General features: G+C 68.6%; 16 protein-coding genes and 1 pseudogene. 15 read left to right on the top strand and 2 right to left on the bottom strand.

The features are described from left to right. Window positions 1-4: 4 nt before the first annotated feature. The 6 genes from ABGB19_RS14380 to ABGB19_RS14355 all read left to right on the top strand — a co-directional run bounded on the left by ABGB19_RS14380 (window position 5) and on the right by ABGB19_RS14355 (window position 5,372). The gene (locus ABGB19_RS14380; RefSeq protein ID WP_347686616.1) at window positions 5-1,411 is read left to right on the top strand and encodes an FAD-dependent oxidoreductase; all 1,407 of its coding nucleotides are present in this window, start codon (window positions 5-7) and stop codon (window positions 1,409-1,411) included. A 204-nt stretch (window positions 1,412-1,615) separates the two neighbouring features. Then, window positions 1,616-2,278, top strand: coding sequence for a hypothetical protein (locus ABGB19_RS14375; RefSeq protein ID WP_347686747.1), 663 nt, complete (start codon window positions 1,616-1,618; stop codon window positions 2,276-2,278). 97 nt (window positions 2,279-2,375) lie between these two features. Then, window positions 2,376-2,714, top strand: a complete 339-nt coding sequence (locus tag ABGB19_RS14370; RefSeq protein ID WP_347686615.1) for a metalloregulator ArsR/SmtB family transcription factor — start codon at window positions 2,376-2,378, stop codon at window positions 2,712-2,714. Further along, window positions 2,711-3,349 (top strand): SRPBCC family protein, encoded by a 639-nt coding sequence (locus ABGB19_RS14365; protein WP_347686614.1) that lies wholly within the window; start codon window positions 2,711-2,713, stop codon window positions 3,347-3,349. The genes ABGB19_RS14370 and ABGB19_RS14365 overlap by 4 nt, the downstream gene beginning before the upstream one ends. A gap of 50 nt (window positions 3,350-3,399) precedes the next feature. Further along, window positions 3,400-3,894 carry a VOC family protein gene (locus ABGB19_RS14360; protein WP_347686613.1) on the top strand — a complete coding sequence of 165 codons (495 nt, stop codon included), beginning with the start codon at window positions 3,400-3,402 and terminating at the stop codon, window positions 3,892-3,894. Next, window positions 3,891-5,372, top strand: a complete 1,482-nt coding sequence (locus ABGB19_RS14355) for an FAD-binding protein (protein ID WP_347686612.1) — start codon at window positions 3,891-3,893, stop codon at window positions 5,370-5,372. The genes ABGB19_RS14360 and ABGB19_RS14355 overlap by 4 nt, the downstream gene beginning before the upstream one ends. Here ABGB19_RS14355 and ABGB19_RS14350 read toward each other — a convergent pair. Both ABGB19_RS14350 and ABGB19_RS14345 read right to left on the bottom strand, forming a co-directional pair. Further along, complete coding sequence (locus tag ABGB19_RS14350; protein WP_347686611.1) at window positions 5,369-7,297, bottom strand: ABC transporter ATP-binding protein/permease; 1,929 nt, start codon at window positions 7,295-7,297, stop codon at window positions 5,369-5,371. The genes ABGB19_RS14355 and ABGB19_RS14350 overlap by 4 nt on opposite strands. Before the next feature lie 45 nt (window positions 7,298-7,342). Beyond that, a pseudogene (locus ABGB19_RS14345) lies at window positions 7,343-9,254 on the bottom strand (ABC transporter ATP-binding protein/permease). 57 nt (window positions 9,255-9,311) lie between these two features. On the opposite strand from ABGB19_RS14345, the gene ABGB19_RS14340 reads away from it, so the two are divergent. The 9 genes from ABGB19_RS14340 to garA all read left to right on the top strand — a co-directional run bounded on the left by ABGB19_RS14340 (window position 9,312) and on the right by garA (window position 18,125). Then, window positions 9,312-10,955, top strand: a complete 1,644-nt coding sequence (locus ABGB19_RS14340; protein ID WP_347686610.1) for an acetolactate synthase — start codon at window positions 9,312-9,314, stop codon at window positions 10,953-10,955. A gap of 140 nt (window positions 10,956-11,095) precedes the next feature. After that, on the top strand, window positions 11,096-11,935 hold the full coding sequence (locus tag ABGB19_RS14335; protein ID WP_347686609.1) for a GNAT family N-acetyltransferase: 840 nt from the start codon (window positions 11,096-11,098) through the stop codon (window positions 11,933-11,935). 93 nt (window positions 11,936-12,028) lie between these two features. After that, window positions 12,029-14,353 (top strand): accessory Sec system translocase SecA2, encoded by a 2,325-nt coding sequence (gene secA2 / locus ABGB19_RS14330; protein ID WP_347686608.1) that lies wholly within the window; start codon window positions 12,029-12,031, stop codon window positions 14,351-14,353. 9 nt (window positions 14,354-14,362) lie between these two features. Then, a complete protein-coding gene (locus tag ABGB19_RS14325) occupies window positions 14,363-14,995 on the top strand; it encodes a CDP-alcohol phosphatidyltransferase family protein (RefSeq protein ID WP_347686607.1) in 633 nt (210 codons plus the stop codon). Continuing rightward, window positions 14,992-15,894: a DUF881 domain-containing protein gene (locus tag ABGB19_RS14320; RefSeq protein WP_347686606.1), complete on the top strand. Its 903-nt coding sequence runs from the start codon at window positions 14,992-14,994 to the stop codon at window positions 15,892-15,894. The genes ABGB19_RS14325 and ABGB19_RS14320 overlap by 4 nt, the downstream gene beginning before the upstream one ends. 22 nt (window positions 15,895-15,916) lie before the next feature. After that, window positions 15,917-16,249 (top strand): DUF1290 domain-containing protein, encoded by a 333-nt coding sequence (locus ABGB19_RS14315; RefSeq protein ID WP_068147896.1) that lies wholly within the window; start codon window positions 15,917-15,919, stop codon window positions 16,247-16,249. Next, window positions 16,249-17,073 (top strand): DUF881 domain-containing protein, encoded by an 825-nt coding sequence (locus ABGB19_RS14310; RefSeq protein WP_347686605.1) that lies wholly within the window; start codon window positions 16,249-16,251, stop codon window positions 17,071-17,073. The genes ABGB19_RS14315 and ABGB19_RS14310 overlap by 1 nt, the downstream gene beginning before the upstream one ends. Window positions 17,074-17,117: 44 nt before the next feature. Continuing rightward, complete coding sequence (gcvH, locus tag ABGB19_RS14305) at window positions 17,118-17,513, top strand: glycine cleavage system protein GcvH (protein WP_347686604.1); 396 nt, start codon at window positions 17,118-17,120, stop codon at window positions 17,511-17,513. Window positions 17,514-17,645: 132 nt separating this feature from the next. Then, window positions 17,646-18,125: a glycogen accumulation regulator GarA gene (garA, locus tag ABGB19_RS14300; RefSeq protein WP_347686603.1), complete on the top strand. Its 480-nt coding sequence runs from the start codon at window positions 17,646-17,648 to the stop codon at window positions 18,123-18,125. The last annotated feature ends 22 nt before the right edge of the window (window positions 18,126-18,147 follow it).

Here is an 18,147-nt window from a genome sequence, read left to right as displayed (position 1 = left end):
CGATGTGAAGACGGTGTTCGATGCCCACGTCGACCCCGGACTCGTCGAACGTTCGCTTGCGGCAAGCACGTTCGGTTCGATGTGGCTCGACATCCCCCGGCCGCGGTATCCGACGCTGGCCGGGCCCACCACGTGTGACCTCGTGGTCGTCGGCGGCGGGTACGCCGGGCTGTGGACCGCACTGCATGCCGCCCGGCGGAACCCGGAGCAACGGATCGTCCTCGTCGAGGCCAATCGGATCGGATGGGCCGCATCGGGCCGCAACGGCGGCTTCGTCGAGGCCAGCCTGACGCACGGGACGGAGAACGGAACGGCCCGGTGGCCCAACGAGATCGACACGCTCGAGCGGATGGGCTCGGAGAACCTCGCCGGTATGCAGGCCGAGATCGAGGAGTTGGGCCTCGACACCGAGTGGCAACGCACCGGCATGCTGCAGGTGGCCACCGAGCCGCATCAGGTCGAGTGGCTCGAGCAGGCCGCCGCCGACGGGGTGGGACGGCTGCTGCCGATGGCCGACGTCCGCCGCGAGGTGGCCTCGCCCACCTATCTCGCCGCGGTGGAGAGCCCGGACACCTGTGCCATCGTCCACCCCGCCAAGCTGGCGTTCGAACTCGCGAGAGCGTGCCACGAAGCCGGCGTGCGGATCTACGAGCACACCAACGCGCACGCGCTGGACTCCGGCGGCGTCGGCCTGCGGGTCCACACCGCAGGGGCCGTCATCACCGCCCGGCAGGCGGTGCTGGCCACGAACGTCTACCCGAGCCTGCTCAAGCGCAACCGGCTGCACACCGTGCCCGTCTACGACTACGTGCTGTCCACCGACCCGCTCACCGACGCCCAGCTCGACCGCATCGGCTGGCGCAACCGACAGGGGATCGGGGACTGCGCCAACCAGTTTCACTACTACCGCCTGACCATGGACAACCGCATCGTGTGGGGCGGCTACGACGCCGTCTACCACTTCGGGCGCCGGGTCGACGCCCGCTACGAGGACCGGTGCGAAACGTACCGCCGGCTCGCGGCGCACTTCTTCCTCACGTTCCCGCAACTCGACGACGTCCGGTTCAGCCACCGCTGGGCCGGCGCCATCGACACCAACACCCGGTTCTGTGCGCACTGGGGCCTGGCGCGAGACGGCCGGGTCGCCTACGTCAACGGCTTCACCGGCCTGGGCGTGGGTGCGGCCCGGTTCGCCGCCGACGTGTGCCTGGATCTTCTCCAGGACCGGCGTACGCCGCGCACCGAACTGCAGATGGTGCGCCGGCGGCCGCCGCCGTTTCCGCCCGAACCCCTGGCCAGCGCCGGCATTCAGGCGACGCGGTGGTCACTGGATCGGGCCGACCACTCGGCGGGCCGCCGCAACCTGCTGCTGCGCACCCTCGATGCGCTGGGGCTGGGCTTCGACTCGTAGCCGTGGCCGCTCCGTAACACCGCGGAGATCTTGACCGATGGGCAAGTGACGGCACCATCGTCGAGTGGTTGCTCCGGGTCGGGCGTGGTTGTGGGTTTTGTCGCTCGGGTAAGGGGGTCCACGACGCGTCGGTACCGTGTCAACCTGGTCCCAAGAGCGGAGGCGACAGTGCGCCGTCGATGGTCACGCCTACTTGCAGCGGCGATCGCCCCGATCGGGGCACTCACGCTTTTTTCCACGCCGGCCCAGGCGACCCCCGGGGTGCTGGTGTTTCCCGGGATGGAGATCCGCCAGGACACCAACGTCTGCACGCTGGGCTACGTCGACCCCGGAGCGCGGATCGCCTTCACCGCGGGCCACTGCCGCGGCAGCGGGCCAGTGCGCGACAAGGATGGCAACCTCATCGGGATGCAGACCGTGTTCCGCGACAACACCCCCAACGGCGCCACCGTCGACACCAACCACCAGATCGCCGACTGGATGGCGATCACCCTGGCGCCCGAGGTCATGATCAACAACATCCTGCCGGGCGGCCGGGTGCTGGTGTCCGATCCCACGGTGGTGCCGGCGCAGGGACAGTCGGTGTGCCACTTCGGCGTCGTCACCGGCGAGAGTTGCGGCACCATCGAGGCGATCAACAACGGCTGGTTCACCATGGCCAACGGCGTGGTCAGCCAGAAGGGCGACTCCGGCGGGCCGGTGTATGTCTTCACCCCCGACGGCAGGGCCGCGATCATCGGCATGTTCAACAGCACCTGGGGTCGGTTCCCCGCGGCGGTGTCGTGGCAGGCGGCCAGCCAGCAGGCCCGCGAGGACGTCATCTCGGCGGCATCCAACAGCGTGACCCCGCCGGTCGCGGTGCCCTGACATCGGCGCTCACCGAACCCCAGGGTCGCCGGAGCTACCCAGCCTCCTCGAACAATAAAGCCTTGACTTATATAAGTTCACGCTATACCTTCGGGTGGTGCACGCGTTCGACGTCCTGGGAGACCCCGTGCGTCGCCGCATCCTCGAACTGCTCGCCGACGGCGAGATGTCGGCGGGCGCGATCGGCGACACCATCCAAGACGAGTTCGCGATCACCCAACCGGCGGTGTCGCAGCATCTGAAGGTGTTGCGGGACAACGGTTTCACGACGGTGCGGCCGGACGGCCAACGCCGGCTGTACGCCGTCAACGGCGCGGCGTTGCAGGACGTCGACGAGTGGCTGAACGCGTTCCGCCGCTTCTGGACCCCGCACCTGAACGCGCTCGACACCGAGATCGCCCGCGGAAAACGAGACCGACGAAGGAAGGCACCATGAAAGACATCGACGTCGACCACCAGATCAACGCGGTGCAGCGCACCGTCGGGACCCGCACGATCGAGCAGGGGACCGCGCGCGTCGTCACCATCAGCCAGGCCTACGACACCGATCAGGATGACCTCTGGGAAGCGATCACCACCGCCGACCGGATCGCGCGGTGGTTCCTGCCGATCTCCGGCGAACTGACCGTCGGCGGCTCCTACCAGTTGCAGGGCCACGCCAACGGAACCGTGCTGAGCTGCGACCCGCCGAAGAACTTCACCGCCACCTGGGAGTCCGGCGGCAGCGTTAGCTGGATCGACGTCAGCGTGCTAAGCGAGGGCGCTGACCGCGCGCGACTGCTGATCGAGCACATCGCCCAGGTGGACGACGACACGTGGCGCCAGTTCGGTCCCGGCGCCGTCGGCATCGGGTGGGACTCCATGCTGCTGGGCCTGGCGCTGCACCTGGCCTCGGGTGAGGCCGTCGACCCGGCGGAGGGACAGGAGTGGACGACCACCGAGGAGGGCAGGCGCTTCCTGCGGTCGTCGGGTGAAGAGTGGTACGCCGCCAGCGTCGCCGCCGGCGAGGACGCCGAATCGGCCCGTGAGTCGGCCGACCGCTGCCTGAGGGCCTACTTCGGCGAGGGATGAACTAGAACACGTTCTAGCCAACGCCGCCGGCCGGCGATATCCTCGACCCGATGCTTGCCCAGACACCTGTCCAGATCGCGTGGGTGACGCGGGACCTCAATGCCACGGAGCGGGCGCTCGGCATGCTGTTGGGCGCCAAGAAGTGGGTGCGCATGCCCGAGGTCCACTTCGCACCGGACGCGTGTACCTTCCACGGCCGGCCTGCGGACTTCGTGGCAAGCATCTCGTTGAGCTACGCCGGAGACACCCAGTTGGAACTCATCGCGCCGGTCTCGGGGGACAGCGTCTACACCGAGTTCCTCGACGCGGTCGGGCCCGGCCTGCACCACATCTGCGTGGAGAAGTCCGGCGTCGAGGAGTTCGACGCCGCGCTGGCCGACGCCGAGCGCGGCGGGGCGTCGGTCGTCGCGCAAGGCGTGATGCCCGGCGGTATGCGGTTCGCCTACGTCGCGGCACAGGCGGCGGGCGTGCCCTATGTCGAGATCGCGTACATCCCCGACGACATCAAGGCATTCTTCGAATACGTGAAACAGGAGCAGAAGTGAATACCGAGATCCCCGTCACCGTGGCCGCGGCCGATGTGATGTCGTGGTCCGACGAGACCGACGTGGTCGTCATCGGGTTCGGCATCGCGGGCGGATGTGCGGCGGTCAGCGCCGCCGCCGACGGTGCGCGGGTGCTGGTGCTCGAGAAGGCAGCCGATGCGGGCGGCACCACCTCGATGGCCGGCGGCCACTTCTACCTCGGCGGCGGCACCGCGGTGCAGAAGGCCACCGGCCACGACGACAGCGCCGAGGAGATGTACTCCTACCTCGTCGCGATGTCGCGCGAACCCGAACTCGACAAGATCCGGGCGTACTGCGAGGGCAGCGTCGAGCACTTCGAGTGGCTGGAGGCGCTCGGCTTCCAATTCGAGCGCAGTTTCTATCCCGGCAAGGTGGTGGTTCCGCCGGGCACCGAGGGCCTGTCCTACACCGGCAACGAAAAGGTCTGGCCGTACTGCGAGCAGGCCAAGCCCGCGCCACGCGGCCACTCGGTGCCGGTGCCGGGCGAATTGGGCGGCGCCGCGATGGTGATCGACCTGTTGGTCAAGCGTGCCGCCGATCTCGGGGTGCAGATCCGCTACGAGACCGGGGTGACCAACCTGGTGGTCGAGGACGGCCGGGTCGTCGGCGTGCAGTGGAAGCACTTCGGCGAAACCGGTGCGATCAAGGCCAAGTCCGTCATCATCGCCGCGGGCGGCTTCGCGATGAACCCGGACATGGTCGCCGAGTACACGCCTGCGCTGGGCCACAAGCGAAAGACCAAGCACCACGGGGAGGTCGAGCCCTACATTCTCGGCAATCCCAACGACGACGGCCTGGCCATCCGGCTCGGCATGTCGGCGGGCGGGGCGACGAAGAACATGGACCAGTTGTTCATCACCGCCTCCGCGTACCCGCCGGAGATCCTGCTGACCGGGATCATCGTCAACAAGGACGGCATGCGCTTCGTCGCCGAGGACTCCTATCACTCGCGCACCTCGGCGTTCGTCCTCGAGCAGCCGGAGCAGACGGCATATCTGATCGTCGACGAGGCGCACATGGAGATGCCCGAGATGCCGCTGATCAAGTTCCTCGACGGCTGGGAGACGATCGAGGAAGTCGAAGCGGCGCTGGGTATTCCGGAAGGCAACCTGGTCGCCACGCTGAACCGGTACAACGAGTGCGCCGCGCGCGGCGAGGACCCCGACTTCCACAAACAGCCCGAATACGTTGCGGCACAGGATAAAGGACCGTACGCGGTGTTCGACCTGTCGCTGGGCCGGGCGATGTATTCGGGGTTCACCATGGGCGGCCTGGCGGTGTCGATCGACGGCGAGGTGCTGCGGGAGGACGGCTCGGCGATTCCCGGCCTGTACGCCGCAGGTGCTTGCGCGTCGAACATCGCCCAGGACGGCAAGGGCTACGCCAGCGGAACGCAACTGGGCGAAGGGTCGTTCTTCGGCAGGCGCGCAGGCGCCCACGCCGCGGCGCGACGCTAGACCGGCACCGGTTCGGTGCCCTCGATGCGGCTGAACCGCCACTCGCCCTCGCCGAGCAGTTCCAGCTCGTGGGTGTGGTGCTGCTCGACGGTCTTGCGGTGGCTGACACTGACCAGGATCGTGTCGGGAAGTCGGGTCCGCACCAACTGGTAGAGCATGAACTCGACGCCCTCGTCGAGCGCGGACGTCGACTCGTCGAGGAACACCGCCTTCGGCTTGGTCAGCAGGATGCGGGCGAAGGCGATGCGCTGCTGCTCGCCGGGGGAGAGCACCTTGGCCCAGTCCTGGACCTCGTCGAGCCGGCCCACGAGATGCGGCAGCGCCACCTCGTCGAGCGTGCGCTCCAGCGTTGCGTCGTCCACCACGCCTTCCTCGTTGGGGTAGCTCACGACGCCCCGAAGGTCACCGAGCGGCACATAGGGCAGCTGCGACAGGAACATCGTCTCGTTCGGCCCGCAGGGCCTGGTCAACGTACCCGAGGTGAACGGCCACAGCTCGGCAAGGCTGCGCAGCAGCGTGGTCTTGCCCACTCCGGACGGACCGGTGACGACCATCGTGTCGCCGACCTCCAGCCGCAGATCGAGCGGGTTGATGAGCTGCTTGCCGTCCGGTGTCCGGACCTCGATGTCGTCGAGTTGCACCGTGCCGTCCGCACACGGCGTGGTGGTGATCTCCGGAAGCGCCCGGCCCTCCTCGTTGGCCGTGACCAGGCCGTGGAGCCGAATGATCGCGGCGCGGTACCCGGCGAACTGGTCATACACGTTGCGGAAGAAGGACAACCCCTGCTCGATGTTGCCGAACGCCGACGCCGTCTGGCTCATCGCGCCGAGGGTGATCTCGCCGCTGAAGAACCTGGGGAACTGCAACAGGTACGGCGGCACCACGATGATCTGGTCCATCGACAGGTTCCAGCCATAGAAGCCCATCATCCGGTTGATGTAGCGCTTGTAGTTGGACACGACCGGTGCGAACAGCTTGCGCAGCCCGGTGCGCTCGACGACCTCCCCGCGGTAGAACGCCACCGCCTCGGAGGCGTCGCGTAGCCGGACCAGCGCGTAGCGGAACGCCGCGTTGAACTTCTCGTTGTTGAAGGACAGCCAGATGATCGGCCTACCGACCCAGAAGGCGATGACCGTCGCGAAGAGCACGTAGCCCAGCAGGATCCAGAACATCGCCTTGGGCATTTCGGTTCCGATGATCGGAAGGGTGAGCGTTCCCGAGAGGTTCCACAGGATCGCGGTGAACGAGATCATCGACACGACGGCGTTGATCGCGCCGAACAGCAGCGTGGCTGTGGAGGTGTTGTTCGGGGTGTTGGGCAGGCCGCCCACCCCGGCGGTGAAGATGTCGATGTCCTGCTGGATGCGCTGATCGGGGTTGTCGATGGTGTGGTCGATGAACCGGCCGCGGTAGTAGGCCTTGCCCTCCAGCCAGTCCCCGGTCAGTCGGTCCGTCAGCCAGATTCGCCACGCCAGCATGAACCGTTGCGTGATGAACAGATCCAGCATGATCCGCGAGACGTGCAGCACCGCAAGCATCGAGAAGACGAGCATCGACAGCCAGAAGCCGCCCCTGCCGGAGGCCTTGACGGCATCGTCGCCGTTGCCGATGCCGGCCGCGACCACCTGGAAGCTCGTCATCATGTCGTTGCCCTGGAAGCTGAAGAGCACCGAGAGCCGAACGCCGACGATCACCGACAGCAGGATCACCGCCAGCCACAGCCAGACTCGGACGCTCTCCGGGCCCTTGAAGTAATCGCCGGTGATGCGCCAGAACTGCCGGCCCCATTCGGTGTACCTGACGAGCAAAACGAGAATCAGCAGCGTGCAGATGGCCGCGATCGCCCACGCCTGACCGATCCACCTCAGGGACGTCAGAAGCTCGTTGCCCCAGTCCAGCGTCGGGACGAACATTCCCTCTTCCATGCGGGCAAGGTACCTCGACAACCCGTCGGAGGCGCTACGGCGGGCTCAACCGCCTGCGGCGAGTCGGTCCAGTCGCCACCGGCCGTCGCCGGCGAGCACCAACTCGCAGGTGTGGAACTGTTCGAGCGTGCTGCGGTGGCTGACGCTGACCACGATGGTGTCGGGCAACTCGCTGTGCAGCAGCCGGTACAGGGTGAGCTCGAGGTCGGCGTCCATCGCCGAGGTCGACTCGTCGAGGAACACCGCGCGCGGCTTGCTCAACAGGATCCGCGCGAAGGCGATCCGTTGTTGTTCGCCCACCGAGAGCGCCTTCGCCCAGTCCTGCTCGTCGCACAGCCGGATCACCAGGTGGGGCAGGGACACCGTGACCAGGGCCAGCTGGATCTCGGTGTCGCTGACGGTGCCCGGCTCGAGCGGGTAGGACACCACCGAGCGCAGGTCGCCCAGCGGCAAGTACGGCAACTGCGGAACGAACATGACGTCGCGGCGGTCGCAGGGGAGCAGGGCCTGCCCGGAGCCGAACGGCCACAGCCCGGCGAGGCTCTGCAGCAGGACCGTCTTTGCCGACGCCCGAGGGTCCTCGCACCAGCAGCGCCTCGCCCGGCGCCAGGGTGAAGTCGAGGTCGCGAACCAGCGTCTCTCCGTTGGGGATTCGCACCTCGACGTCGTCGACCTCGAGGGTGCCGTCCCGGGATTCCGACATGGCTACCGACGGGAACGAGCGGATCCGCGTGTTCTGCTCGGCCAACCCGTCCAGCCGGATGATCACGGCCCGGTAGCTGGCGAACTGGTCGTAGGCGTTGCGGAAGAAGGACAGTGAGTCGTGGATGGCGCCGAAGGCATTGGAGGACTGCCAGACATCGCCGAACGTCAGCCGTCCGGCGAACAGGCTCTGCGCCTGGACGATCCACGGCAGCGGGTTGATCGCCTGGCTCATGGAGATGTTCCAGCCGAAGAACAGCATCATGCGGTGCAACCAGTTGCGGTAGTTGTCCATCACCGCGGCGAGGCGCTCGGACAGCAGGCGTCGCTCGGCGTTCTCGCCCCGGTACATCCCGACGGCGGCGCTCGCGTCCCGCAGCCGCACCAGCGCGTAACGGAAGCCGGCGTTGCGCAGTTCGTTGAGGTAGCTCAGCCGGATCAGCGGCCTGCCGATGACGAACGCGATGATGGTGACGACGAGCACGTAGACGATGACGATCCAGAACAGGGCCCGCGGGATCGCCCAGTCGCCCAACGTCACCGGTCCGGACAGCCGCCACAGGATCGTGCCGAACGACAGCACCGACAACACGGCCTCCACGGCACCGAACAGCAAAGTGTTGCCGGAGTTGAAGATCGGATTGTTGGTGTCGCCGCCGACGCCGGTGGTGAAGCTGTCGATGTCCTGCTGGATGCGTTGGTCCGGGTTGTCGATGGGCCGCCGTGAGAACTGCGACCGAAAATAGGCGAAGTCCCCGAGCCAGTCGCCGATGAAGCGGTGGCTCAACCAGATCCGCCACCGCATGATGAACCGCTGGGTGACGTACATGTCGACGAGCATGCGGGCGATGTAGCAGGTGGCCAGGACACCGAACACCACCATCGACGCCCAGAACCCCGAGATACCGGTCTGCTTGGCCAGGTCACGCTCGGGGGAGCCGCCCTGGAACGCCACCTGCACCGAGGTGAAGAGATCGTTGACGTAGTAGGTGAGCAGCACGTTGATGCGCACCGAGACGACGGTCAGCAGCAACAGCACCGCCAGCACCGTCCACACTGGAACGCTCTGTCTACCGGTGAAATACGGGCCGGTGACGCGCCAGAACTGGCGACCCCACTCGGTGAACCGGCCGATGAGCGTGAGAACGACCAGAACGCAGATCGCGGTGATCGCGAACACCTCGAGCACCCACACGAGGGAATTGATGTGCTCGCGGCTCCAGTCGAGCGACGGCTCGAACGTCTGGGTGTTCACGCAGTGACGAGCACTTTCGTCTCCTGGACGTCGGCCACGGCTGATTATGCTGCCACCATGGGCACCGACGCTCCGGATTCCAACACGGTCAACGCGGGACATCTGATCGCGCGACGGCTGCGGGCCAGCGGTATCGACACGATCTTCACGCTCTCGGGCGGGCATCTGTTCTCCATCTACGACGGATGCCGCGCCGAGAACATCCGGCTGATCGACACCCGCCACGAGCAGACCGCGACGTTCGCCGCCGAGGGCTGGTCGAAGGTCACCCGGGTGCCGGGGGTGGCCGCGCTGACCGCCGGGCCCGGCGTCACCAACGGCATGAGCGCGATGGCCGCCGCCCAGCAGAACCAGTCGCCGCTGGTCGTGCTCGGCGGCCGCGCGCCCGCGCTGCGCTGGGGGCAGGGCTCGTTGCAGGAGATCGACCACGTCCCGTTCGTGGCGCCGCTGGCCCGGTTCGCGGCCACCGCGGACTCGCCGGACGCGACAGGCAAGCTGGTCGACGACGCGCTGCGCGCGGCGGTCGGCGCGCCGTCGGGGGTGGCGTTCGTCGACTTCCCGATCGACCACGTGTTCAGCGAGGCCACCGACACCCGCGCGCCCGGCGCGCTGACCGACCCGCCCGCGCCGGCACCGGCCGACGGCGACGCGCTCGACACCGCCGTGCGGCTGTTGTCGCAGGCGCAGCGGCCCGTCGTGATGGCGGGCACCAACGTGTGGTGGGGGCACGCCGAGGCCGCGCTGCTGACCCTCGCCGAGACGCTGCGCATTCCGGTGTTGATGAACGGCATGGCTCGCGGCACGGTGCCCGCCGACCACCAGCTGGCGTTTTCGCGGGCGCGGTCGAAGGCCCTGAAGGAGGCCGACCTTGCGCTGGTGATCGGGGTGCCGATGGACTTCCGGCTCGGCTTCGGCGGGGTGTTCGGCGCCGAGACGACGCTGATCGCCGTCGACCGCGTCGCACCGGAGCGCCCGCACCCGCGCGAGGTGGCCGCGGGCCTGTACGGCGACCTGACGACGACCCTGTCGGCGCTGTCGACCGCGTCGGGCCCCGATCACGAGGCGTGGATCGCCGCGCTGCGGGCGGTGGAGACCTCGGCCCGCGCTGCCGAGGCCGACGAGCTCGGCGACGACCGCACGCCGCTGCACCCGATGCGGGTGTACGCCGAGCTGAACGCGGTGCTCGACCGCGACGCGATCGTGGTGATCGACGCCGGCGACTTCGGCTCGTATGCGGGCCGCGTCATCGACAGCTACCTGCCGGGCGCATGGCTCGACAGCGGGCCGTTCGGCTGCCTGGGTTCCGGCCCCGGCTATGCGCTGGCGGCCAAGCTTGCCCGGCCGGACCGCCAGGTGGTGCTGCTGCAGGGCGACGGCGCGTTCGGGTTCTCCGGGATGGAGTGGGACACGCTGGTGCGCCACGGCGTTCAGGTGGTGTCGGTGATCGGCAACAACGGCATCTGGGCGCTGGAGAAGCACCCCATGGAGGCGTTGTACGGCTATTCGGTGGTCGCCGAACTGCGGCCGGGCACCCGCTACGACGAGGTCGTCTCGGCGCTCGGCGGGCACGGCGAGTTGGTCTCGGCGCCGGCCGAACTGCGGCCCGCGCTCGATCGGGCGTTCTCGTCGGGGCTGCCCGCGGTGGTCAACGCGCTGACCGATCCGACGGTCGCCTACCCCCGCCGCAGCAACCTGGCCTAGCCAGCCCCATGGCACCCCTTGGCGCGTGCGCGTTTGCACACGACACGCCGCGGAATCTCGACACTGCGCGCACCCTCGATCCCGATCGAGCGCGACGAAAATGGCTCGACCCGATCGCCGTCGCTGCCCATGCTGAAGCGATGGAGGTGCGATTCCACCGAAGCGTCGACGAGTTCCGCGCGGTCGCCGAACCGGTGTATCGCCGCGATCCCGTCGCGCACACCATCGAGTTGACCCTGCTGCGTGCGGGCACACTGCCCGGCGACTCACTGCTGTTGACCCTCTGGCACGACGGGACAATCTTCGGCGCGGCGCTGCAGACGCCGCCATACCCGTTGGCGGGCAATATGATTCCGATCGACACCGTCGAGCTGGTCGCAGCGGAGGTGGCCGAGGCGAGACCCGATCTGGCCGGCATACGCGCCGACCGCGACACCGCCCACGCCTTCGCCCGCGCCTGGCGTGACCTCACTGGCCGCCACGGCGTCGTCGAGCTCGAGGAGCGGCTCTACCGGTTGGCCGAGCTGCACCCGCCGACCGGCGTGGCCGGCGCGACGCGGCCCGCCGGCGACGGCGATCGCGCCGTGCTGACGGACTGGTTCGAACAATTCCTCGTCGAGGCGTTCGGACATCCCCGCGACGACGCCGCAGGCGCAGCCTTTCTCGATGAGGCCGCCGTCAAGGGCGACGAGTTCGTCCTCTGGGATCTCGACGGCGCACCCGTGAGCATGGCGATGGTGCGGGCGCCCGCGGCCGGGGTGTCGCGGATCGGCCCGGTCTTCACACCCGAGGACCGCCGCGGACAGGGCTTCGGATCGGCCGTCACCGCCGCGGCCGCCCGCTCGGCCCTCGATACCGGAGTCGACGACGTCGTACTGTTCACCGACCTGGCCAACCCGACGTCGAACGCCATCTACCGACGCATCGGTTTCGAACCCGTCACCGACTTCACCCGCGTCAGTTTCCGCGCGGTCGACTGACCGCGGGGAGGTGCGCGAACGGTCGCCCGCGCGCGGCATGTGGTGTGCAGGCACGCACGCTCGCCGGATGAACGGGCCGCGTACCTTGATTATGTGGCGAAGACCAAGACCCGCACCTCAGGTCGTGTCAGTAATCGGTTCTGGCGGCTGCTCGGCGCCAGCACCGACCGGGAACAGGCGCAATCGATGGCGGAGGTGCGCCGTTCGGCCGGATTCGACGAGAAGGCCGCCGCACTCGACGACGCACAGCTGCGCAAGGCCGCCGAACTGCTGAACCTCGACGACCTGGCCGAATCGGACGACATCCCGCAGTTCCTGGCGATCGCGCGGGAAGCCGCCGAGCGCACGACCACGCTCCGTCCTTTCGACGTGCAGCTGCTCGGCGCGCTGCGCATGCTGGCCGGCGACGTGGTCGAGATGGCGACCGGTGAGGGCAAGACGCTCTCCGGTGCGATCGCCGCGGCCGGCTACGCGCTGGGCGGACGGCATGTGCACGTCATCACCATCAACGACTACCTGGCGCGCCGCGACGCCGAGTGGATGGGCCCGCTGCTCGAGGCGCTGGGCCTGACGGTCGGCTGGATCACCGAGAACTCCACCGCCGACGAGCGCCGGGCGGCCTACGAGTGCAACGTCACCTACGCCTCGGTCAACGAGATCGGCTTCGACGTGCTGCGCGACCAGCTCGTCACCGACGTGGCCGACCTGGTCTCGCCGAACCCCGACGTCGCGCTGATCGACGAGGCCGACTCGGTGCTCGTCGACGAGGCGCTGGTGCCGCTGGTGCTCGCCGGCACCACGCACCGTGAGACGCCGAAGGTCGAGATCATCCGGATGGTCGGCGAACTCACCCCCGGCACGGACTACGACACCGACAGCGACGGCCGCAACGTGCACCTCACCGAGGTCGGCGCGCAGAAGATGGAGGCCAAGCTCGGCGGCATCGACCTGTACTCCGAGGAGCACGTCGCCACCACGCTCACCGAGATCAACGTGGCGCTGCACGCGCATGTGCTGCTGCAGCGCGACGTGCACTACATCGTCCGCGACGACGCGGTGCACCTGATCAACGCCTCCCGCGGCCGGATCGCCCAGCTGCAGCGCTGGCCCGACGGCCTGCAGGCCGCGGTCGAGGCCAAGGAGGGCATCGAGACCACCGAGACGGGCGAGGTGCTCGACACCATCACGGTGCAGGCGCTGGTCAACCGCTATCCGACCGTGTGCGGGATGACCGGCACGGCGCTGGCGGCGGGTGAACAGCTGCGCCAGTTCTACAAGCTGGGCGTCTCGCCGATCGAACCGAACAAGCCCAACGTCCGCGAGGACGAGCCCGACCGGGTGTACGTCACCGCGGCCGCCAAGAACGACGCGATCGTCGAGCACATCAAGCAGATGCACGAGACCCGTCAGCCAGTGCTCGTCGGCACCCGCGACGTCGCCGAATCGGAGGAGCTGCACGAGAAGCTGGTCAAGGCCGGTGTGCCCGCCGTCGTGCTGAACGCCAAGAACGACGCCGAGGAGGCCGCGGTCATCGCCGAGGCCGGCAAGCTCGGCAGCGTCACGGTGTCCACCCAGATGGCCGGTCGCGGCACCGACATCCGGCTGGGCGGGTCCGACGAGGCCGACCATGATGAGGTTGCCGCACTCGGCGGCCTGCACGTCATCGGCACCGGCCGCCACCACACCGAGCGGCTGGACAACCAGTTGCGTGGCCGCGCCGGGCGCCAGGGCGACCCCGGCTCGTCGGTCTTCTTCTCCAGCTGGGAGGACGACGTGGTGACCGCCCACCTCGATCCGAACAAGCTGCCCATGGAGACCGACGAGGACGGCCGCGTCGTCGGCCGTAAGGCCGCGAGCCTGCTGGACCACGCCCAGCGCATCGCCGAGGGCCGCATGCTCGACATCCACGCCAACAACTGGCGTTACAACCAGCTGATCGCCCAGCAGCGCGCGATCATTGTCGACCGACGAAACACGTTGCTGCGCACCGCGACCGCGCGCGAGGAGCTGGCCGAGCGCTCGCCGAAGCACTACGCCGAGGCGCTCGAGCGCCTCGGCGAGGAGAAGCTGGAGAAGATCTGCCGGCTGATCATGCTGTATCACCTCGACCGCGGCTGGGCCGATCACCTGGCCTACCTCGCCGACATCCGGGAGAGCATCCACCTGCGGGCCCTGGGCAATCAGTCGCCGATCGACGAGTTCCACCGGATGGCCGTCGACGCGTTCGCCTCACTGGCCGCCGACGCGATCGAGGCCGCCCAGCAGACCTTCGAGACCGCGCCTGCGATCGAGGACGAACCCGGTGTCGATCTTTCCAAGCTGGCCCGGCCCACCTCGACGTGGACCTACATGGTCCACGACAATCCGCTGGCCGACGACTCGTTGTCGGCGCTGAGCCTGCCGGGTGTGTTCCGCTAGGTTTAGCCCATGACCGAGGCGCATCGCCGGGCGCCTTCGCCGCCGCCGGAGGACGGGGGCCCAGCCCGCGACCGGGTGCTGACGGTGCCCAATGTGCTCAGCGTGCTGCGCCTCGTGCTGGTTCCGGTCTTCCTGTGGCTGCTGCTGGTGGCGGACGCCAACGCGTGGGCGGTGGCTGTGCTCATGTTCAGCGGGTTCTCCGACTGGGCCGACGGCAAGATCGCCCGCCTCGTCGACAACCAGTCGTCGCGGCTGGGGGAGTTGCTCGACCCGTTCGTCGACCGCATCTACATGGTCGTGGTTCCGGTGGCCATGGCGATCCACGGCTCGCTGCCGTGGTGGATCGTGCTGACCCTGGTCGGCCGCGACGCGCTGCTGGCCGCGACATTGCCGCTGCTGCGCAGCCGCGGGTTGACCGCGCTGCCGGTGACCTACATCGGCAAGGCGGCGACGTTCGCGCTCATGTCCGGCCTGCCGCTCATCCTGCTCGGGCAGTGGGACGCGTTGTGGAGCCGGGTGATCCTGGCCTGCGGCTGGGCCTTCCTGCTCTGGGGCCTGGCGATGTACCTGTGGTCGGGCGTGCTCTACCTGCTCCAGGTCGGGTTGGTGATGCGGCGCATGCCAAGGGCGGCGCAGCGATGACCACGCTCGGTGGCTACGACCCCGAGGCCGGTCGCAACGCGCATGCGGCCGACAAGCCGACGCTGATCCCGGTGCCGTCGCTGCTGCGCTCGCTGCTGTCCGACCACCTCGACCCCGGCTACGCCGCGGCCGCGGAGGCCAAGGCCGCGGGCCGGGTGCGGCCGTGGTGGCAGGCCTGGGTGTGGCAGCTCCTCGGCGCGGCGCTACTGGTCACGGTGTTCGCCGTCGCGATGGCGCAGGCCCGCGAGACCGCCCCGGGAATGCGCGAGACGCAACAGGTTCTCGCGGGCAGCGTGCGGGGCGAGGAGGCCACCGTCGCCGACCTCGCCACCCGTCGCGACACGCTGGCCGCCGAAGTGGACACCGAACGGCGCAGCCGCCTGGAAGGCGACGCCCTGGGCCAGCAGCTGCTGGGCGAGCTCGACGGGGCGAACTTCGCCGCGGCGGTCACCCCGGTCACCGGGCCGGGACTGACCATCACGGTCACCGACCCGGGCGTCACCTCCGAGGACCTCAGCGATGTGTCCAAGGAACGGCTACCGGGCAGCCAGCAGATCATCCTGGACCGCGACCTGCAGCTGGTGGTCAACTCGCTGTGGGTCAGCGGTGCCGAGGCGCTGTCGGTCGGCGGTGTCCGGATCGGGCCCAATGTCACGGTCCGGCAGGCGGGCGGCGGCATCCTGGTCGACAATCAACCCATCAGCAGCCCGTACGAGGTCCTCGCCGTCGGACCGCCGCACGCCATGCAGGATGTGTTCGACCGCAGCCCCGGCCTGCAGCGGCTGCGGCTGCTGGAATCCTCCTACGGTGTGGGAGTCAGCGTCAGCGCCGGAGACGCCCTCACCCTGCCTGCGGGATCGGTCCGAGAAATCAACTTCGCCAAGCAGATTGGACAGTGACCAGGAAGATGGGTCCAGCCACATGATCGGGATCGCCGCACTCGTCGTCGGCATCGTGCTCGGCCTGGTGTTCCACCCGGACGTGCCCGAGTTCGTCCAGCCGTACCTGCCGATCGCGGTGGTCGCCGCGTTGGACGCGGTGTTCGGCGGGCTTCGGGCCTACCTGGAGCGCATCTTCGACTCGAAGGTATTCGTGGTGTCGTTCGTGTTCAACGTGCTCGTCGCCGCGCTGATCGTCTACGTCGGCGATCAGCTGGGCGTCGGCACCCAGCTGTCGACGGCGATCATCGTCGTGCTCGGCATCCGGATCTTCGGCAACGCAGCCGCGTTGCGGCGCAGACTGTTCGGTGCGTGATGAGTCAGCACACCCCCCAACACGGGCAGCCGGAGGAACAGCACGGCCGCCACGAGTTGCCGCCCGATGCGCCGGCACCCGACGTCACCGGGCTGCGGGCCGGAGGGAGCGGGCGGCGGGGCCGGTCACAACTGGTGTTCGGCGCACTGGCGGTCGTGCTGTGTGTGCTGCTCGGGATCGCGATCGTCACCCAGGCGCGCCAGAACGAGTCCGGTGACTCGCTGGAGACCGCCCGGCCGGCCGATCTTCTGGTGCTGCTGGATTCGCTGCAGCAGCGCGAGGCCGCGCTCAACACCGAGGTGACCGACCTGCAGCGCACGCTGGCGCAGCTGCAGGCGTCGGGCAGCAGCGACCAGGCGGCAATCGAGAACGCCCAGGCACGGCTGGCCGCGCTGTCCATCCTGATCGGCACGGTGCCCGCCACCGGCCCCGGCGTCACGCTGACCATCACCGACACCGCTCCCGGTGTGCCCGCCGAGACCCTGCTCGACGTGATCAACGAACTGCGCAACGCGGGCGCCGAGGCGATGGAGATCCAGGGGCGGGCCGGCGACCAACAGGCCTCGGTACGCGTCGGCGTGGACACCTGGGTGGTCGGCACGCCCGGCGCCCTGGTGGTCGACGGCTCCACGCTGAACCCGCCGTATTCGGTTCTGGCCATTGGCGATCCGCCGACTCTGGCCGCCGCGATGAACATCCCCGGCGGTGCCGTGGACAGCGTGGAGCGGGTTGGCGGGACGATGGTGGTCCAACAGGCCGACCGAGTCGACGTGACCGCCTTGCGGCAACCGAAACCGCGCCAATACGCTCAGCCAGTCAAGTAATGGGCAGAGCCCCGGCAAAATCGAGCCGAAGAACGAGGAGCGCCGTGAGCGAAATCCCAGCCGACCTGTACTACACCGAGGAACACGAGTGGGTGCAGCGCACCGGCGACGACACCGTGCGCGTCGGCATCACCGACTACGCCCAGTCGGCGCTCGGCGACGTGGTGTTCATTCAACTGCCCGACGTGGGCGCCGACGTCACCGCCGGTGAGTCGTTCGGCGAGGTCGAGTCCACCAAGTCGGTGTCCGACCTCTACGCGCCCGTCAGCGCGAAAGTCGTTGCGGTCAACGGTGATCTGGAGGGCACGCCGCAGCTGGTGAACTCCGATCCGTACGGCGAGGGCTGGCTGGTCGAGCTGCGGGCCGACGCCTCGGCGCTGGAGGAGGGGCTTCGTGGGCTGCTGGACGCCGACGGCTACCGCAACACGGCGACCGAATGAGGAGTTGTTAGGGTCGAGCAGACCGGAAGCCAACTAGGGCTGATCCGGCGGTGGTGGGCACAATCACGCCCACCGCGCGGTACGGTCGACACCGACGCGGTATCGCCACGCACAGCCAGTTAGGAGCAGCGGGTGACACAGAAGGACCAGAACTCTGGGGCCGACCAGACGTCTGACGAAGTCACCGTGGAGACGACATCGGTTTTCCGCGCCGACTTCCTCAACGAGCTGGACGCCCCGGCGGCGGCGGGCGCCGAAGGAGCGGTCTCGGGCGTCGAAGGTCTGCCCGTGGGCTCGGCCCTGCTCGTCGTCAAACGCGGGCCCAACGCCGGTTCGCGCTTTCTGCTCGACCAGCCGACGACGTCGGCCGGTCGCCATCCCGACAGCGACATCTTCCTCGACGACGTCACGGTGAGCCGTCGGCACGCCGAGTTCCGCCTGGAAGGCGGCGAGTTCCAGGTCGTCGACGTCGGCAGCCTCAACGGCACCTACGTCAACCGCGAACCGGTGGACTCCGCGGTGCTGGCCAACGGCGACGAGGTGCAGATCGGCAAGTTCCGCCTGGTGTTCCTCACCGGCCCGAAGAGCGACGACAGCGGCCAGGCCGGCTAGTGGTCGACGAGCGCTTGCGCGA

This window comes from Mycobacterium sp. B14F4, from assembly GCF_039871645.1.
Taxonomy (GTDB): domain Bacteria; phylum Actinomycetota; class Actinomycetes; order Mycobacteriales; family Mycobacteriaceae; genus Mycobacterium.
Note: the sequence above shows the minus strand (reverse complement) of the source record. Positions and strands in the feature narration are given on the sequence as shown.

Excerpts from the sequence above, each read along its gene's own strand:
- ABGB19_RS14325 (WP_347686607.1), top strand. The coding sequence starts at position 14,363 with ATGACCGAGGCGCATCGCCGGGCGCCTTCGCCGCCGCCGGAGGACGGG.
- ABGB19_RS14320 (WP_347686606.1), top strand. The coding sequence starts at position 14,992 with ATGACCACGCTCGGTGGCTACGACCCCGAGGCCGGTCGCAACGCGCAT.
- ABGB19_RS14350 (WP_347686611.1), bottom strand. The coding sequence starts at position 7,297 with ATGGAAGAGGGAATGTTCGTCCCGACGCTGGACTGGGGCAACGAGCTT.
- ABGB19_RS14340 (WP_347686610.1), top strand. The coding sequence starts at position 9,312 with ATGGGCACCGACGCTCCGGATTCCAACACGGTCAACGCGGGACATCTG.
- ABGB19_RS14360 (WP_347686613.1), top strand. The coding sequence starts at position 3,400 with ATGCTTGCCCAGACACCTGTCCAGATCGCGTGGGTGACGCGGGACCTC.
- ABGB19_RS14335 (WP_347686609.1), top strand. The coding sequence starts at position 11,096 with ATGGAGGTGCGATTCCACCGAAGCGTCGACGAGTTCCGCGCGGTCGCC.
- ABGB19_RS14365 (WP_347686614.1), top strand. The coding sequence starts at position 2,711 with ATGAAAGACATCGACGTCGACCACCAGATCAACGCGGTGCAGCGCACC.
- ABGB19_RS14315 (WP_068147896.1), top strand. The coding sequence starts at position 15,917 with ATGATCGGGATCGCCGCACTCGTCGTCGGCATCGTGCTCGGCCTGGTG.
- ABGB19_RS14310 (WP_347686605.1), top strand. The coding sequence starts at position 16,249 with ATGAGTCAGCACACCCCCCAACACGGGCAGCCGGAGGAACAGCACGGC.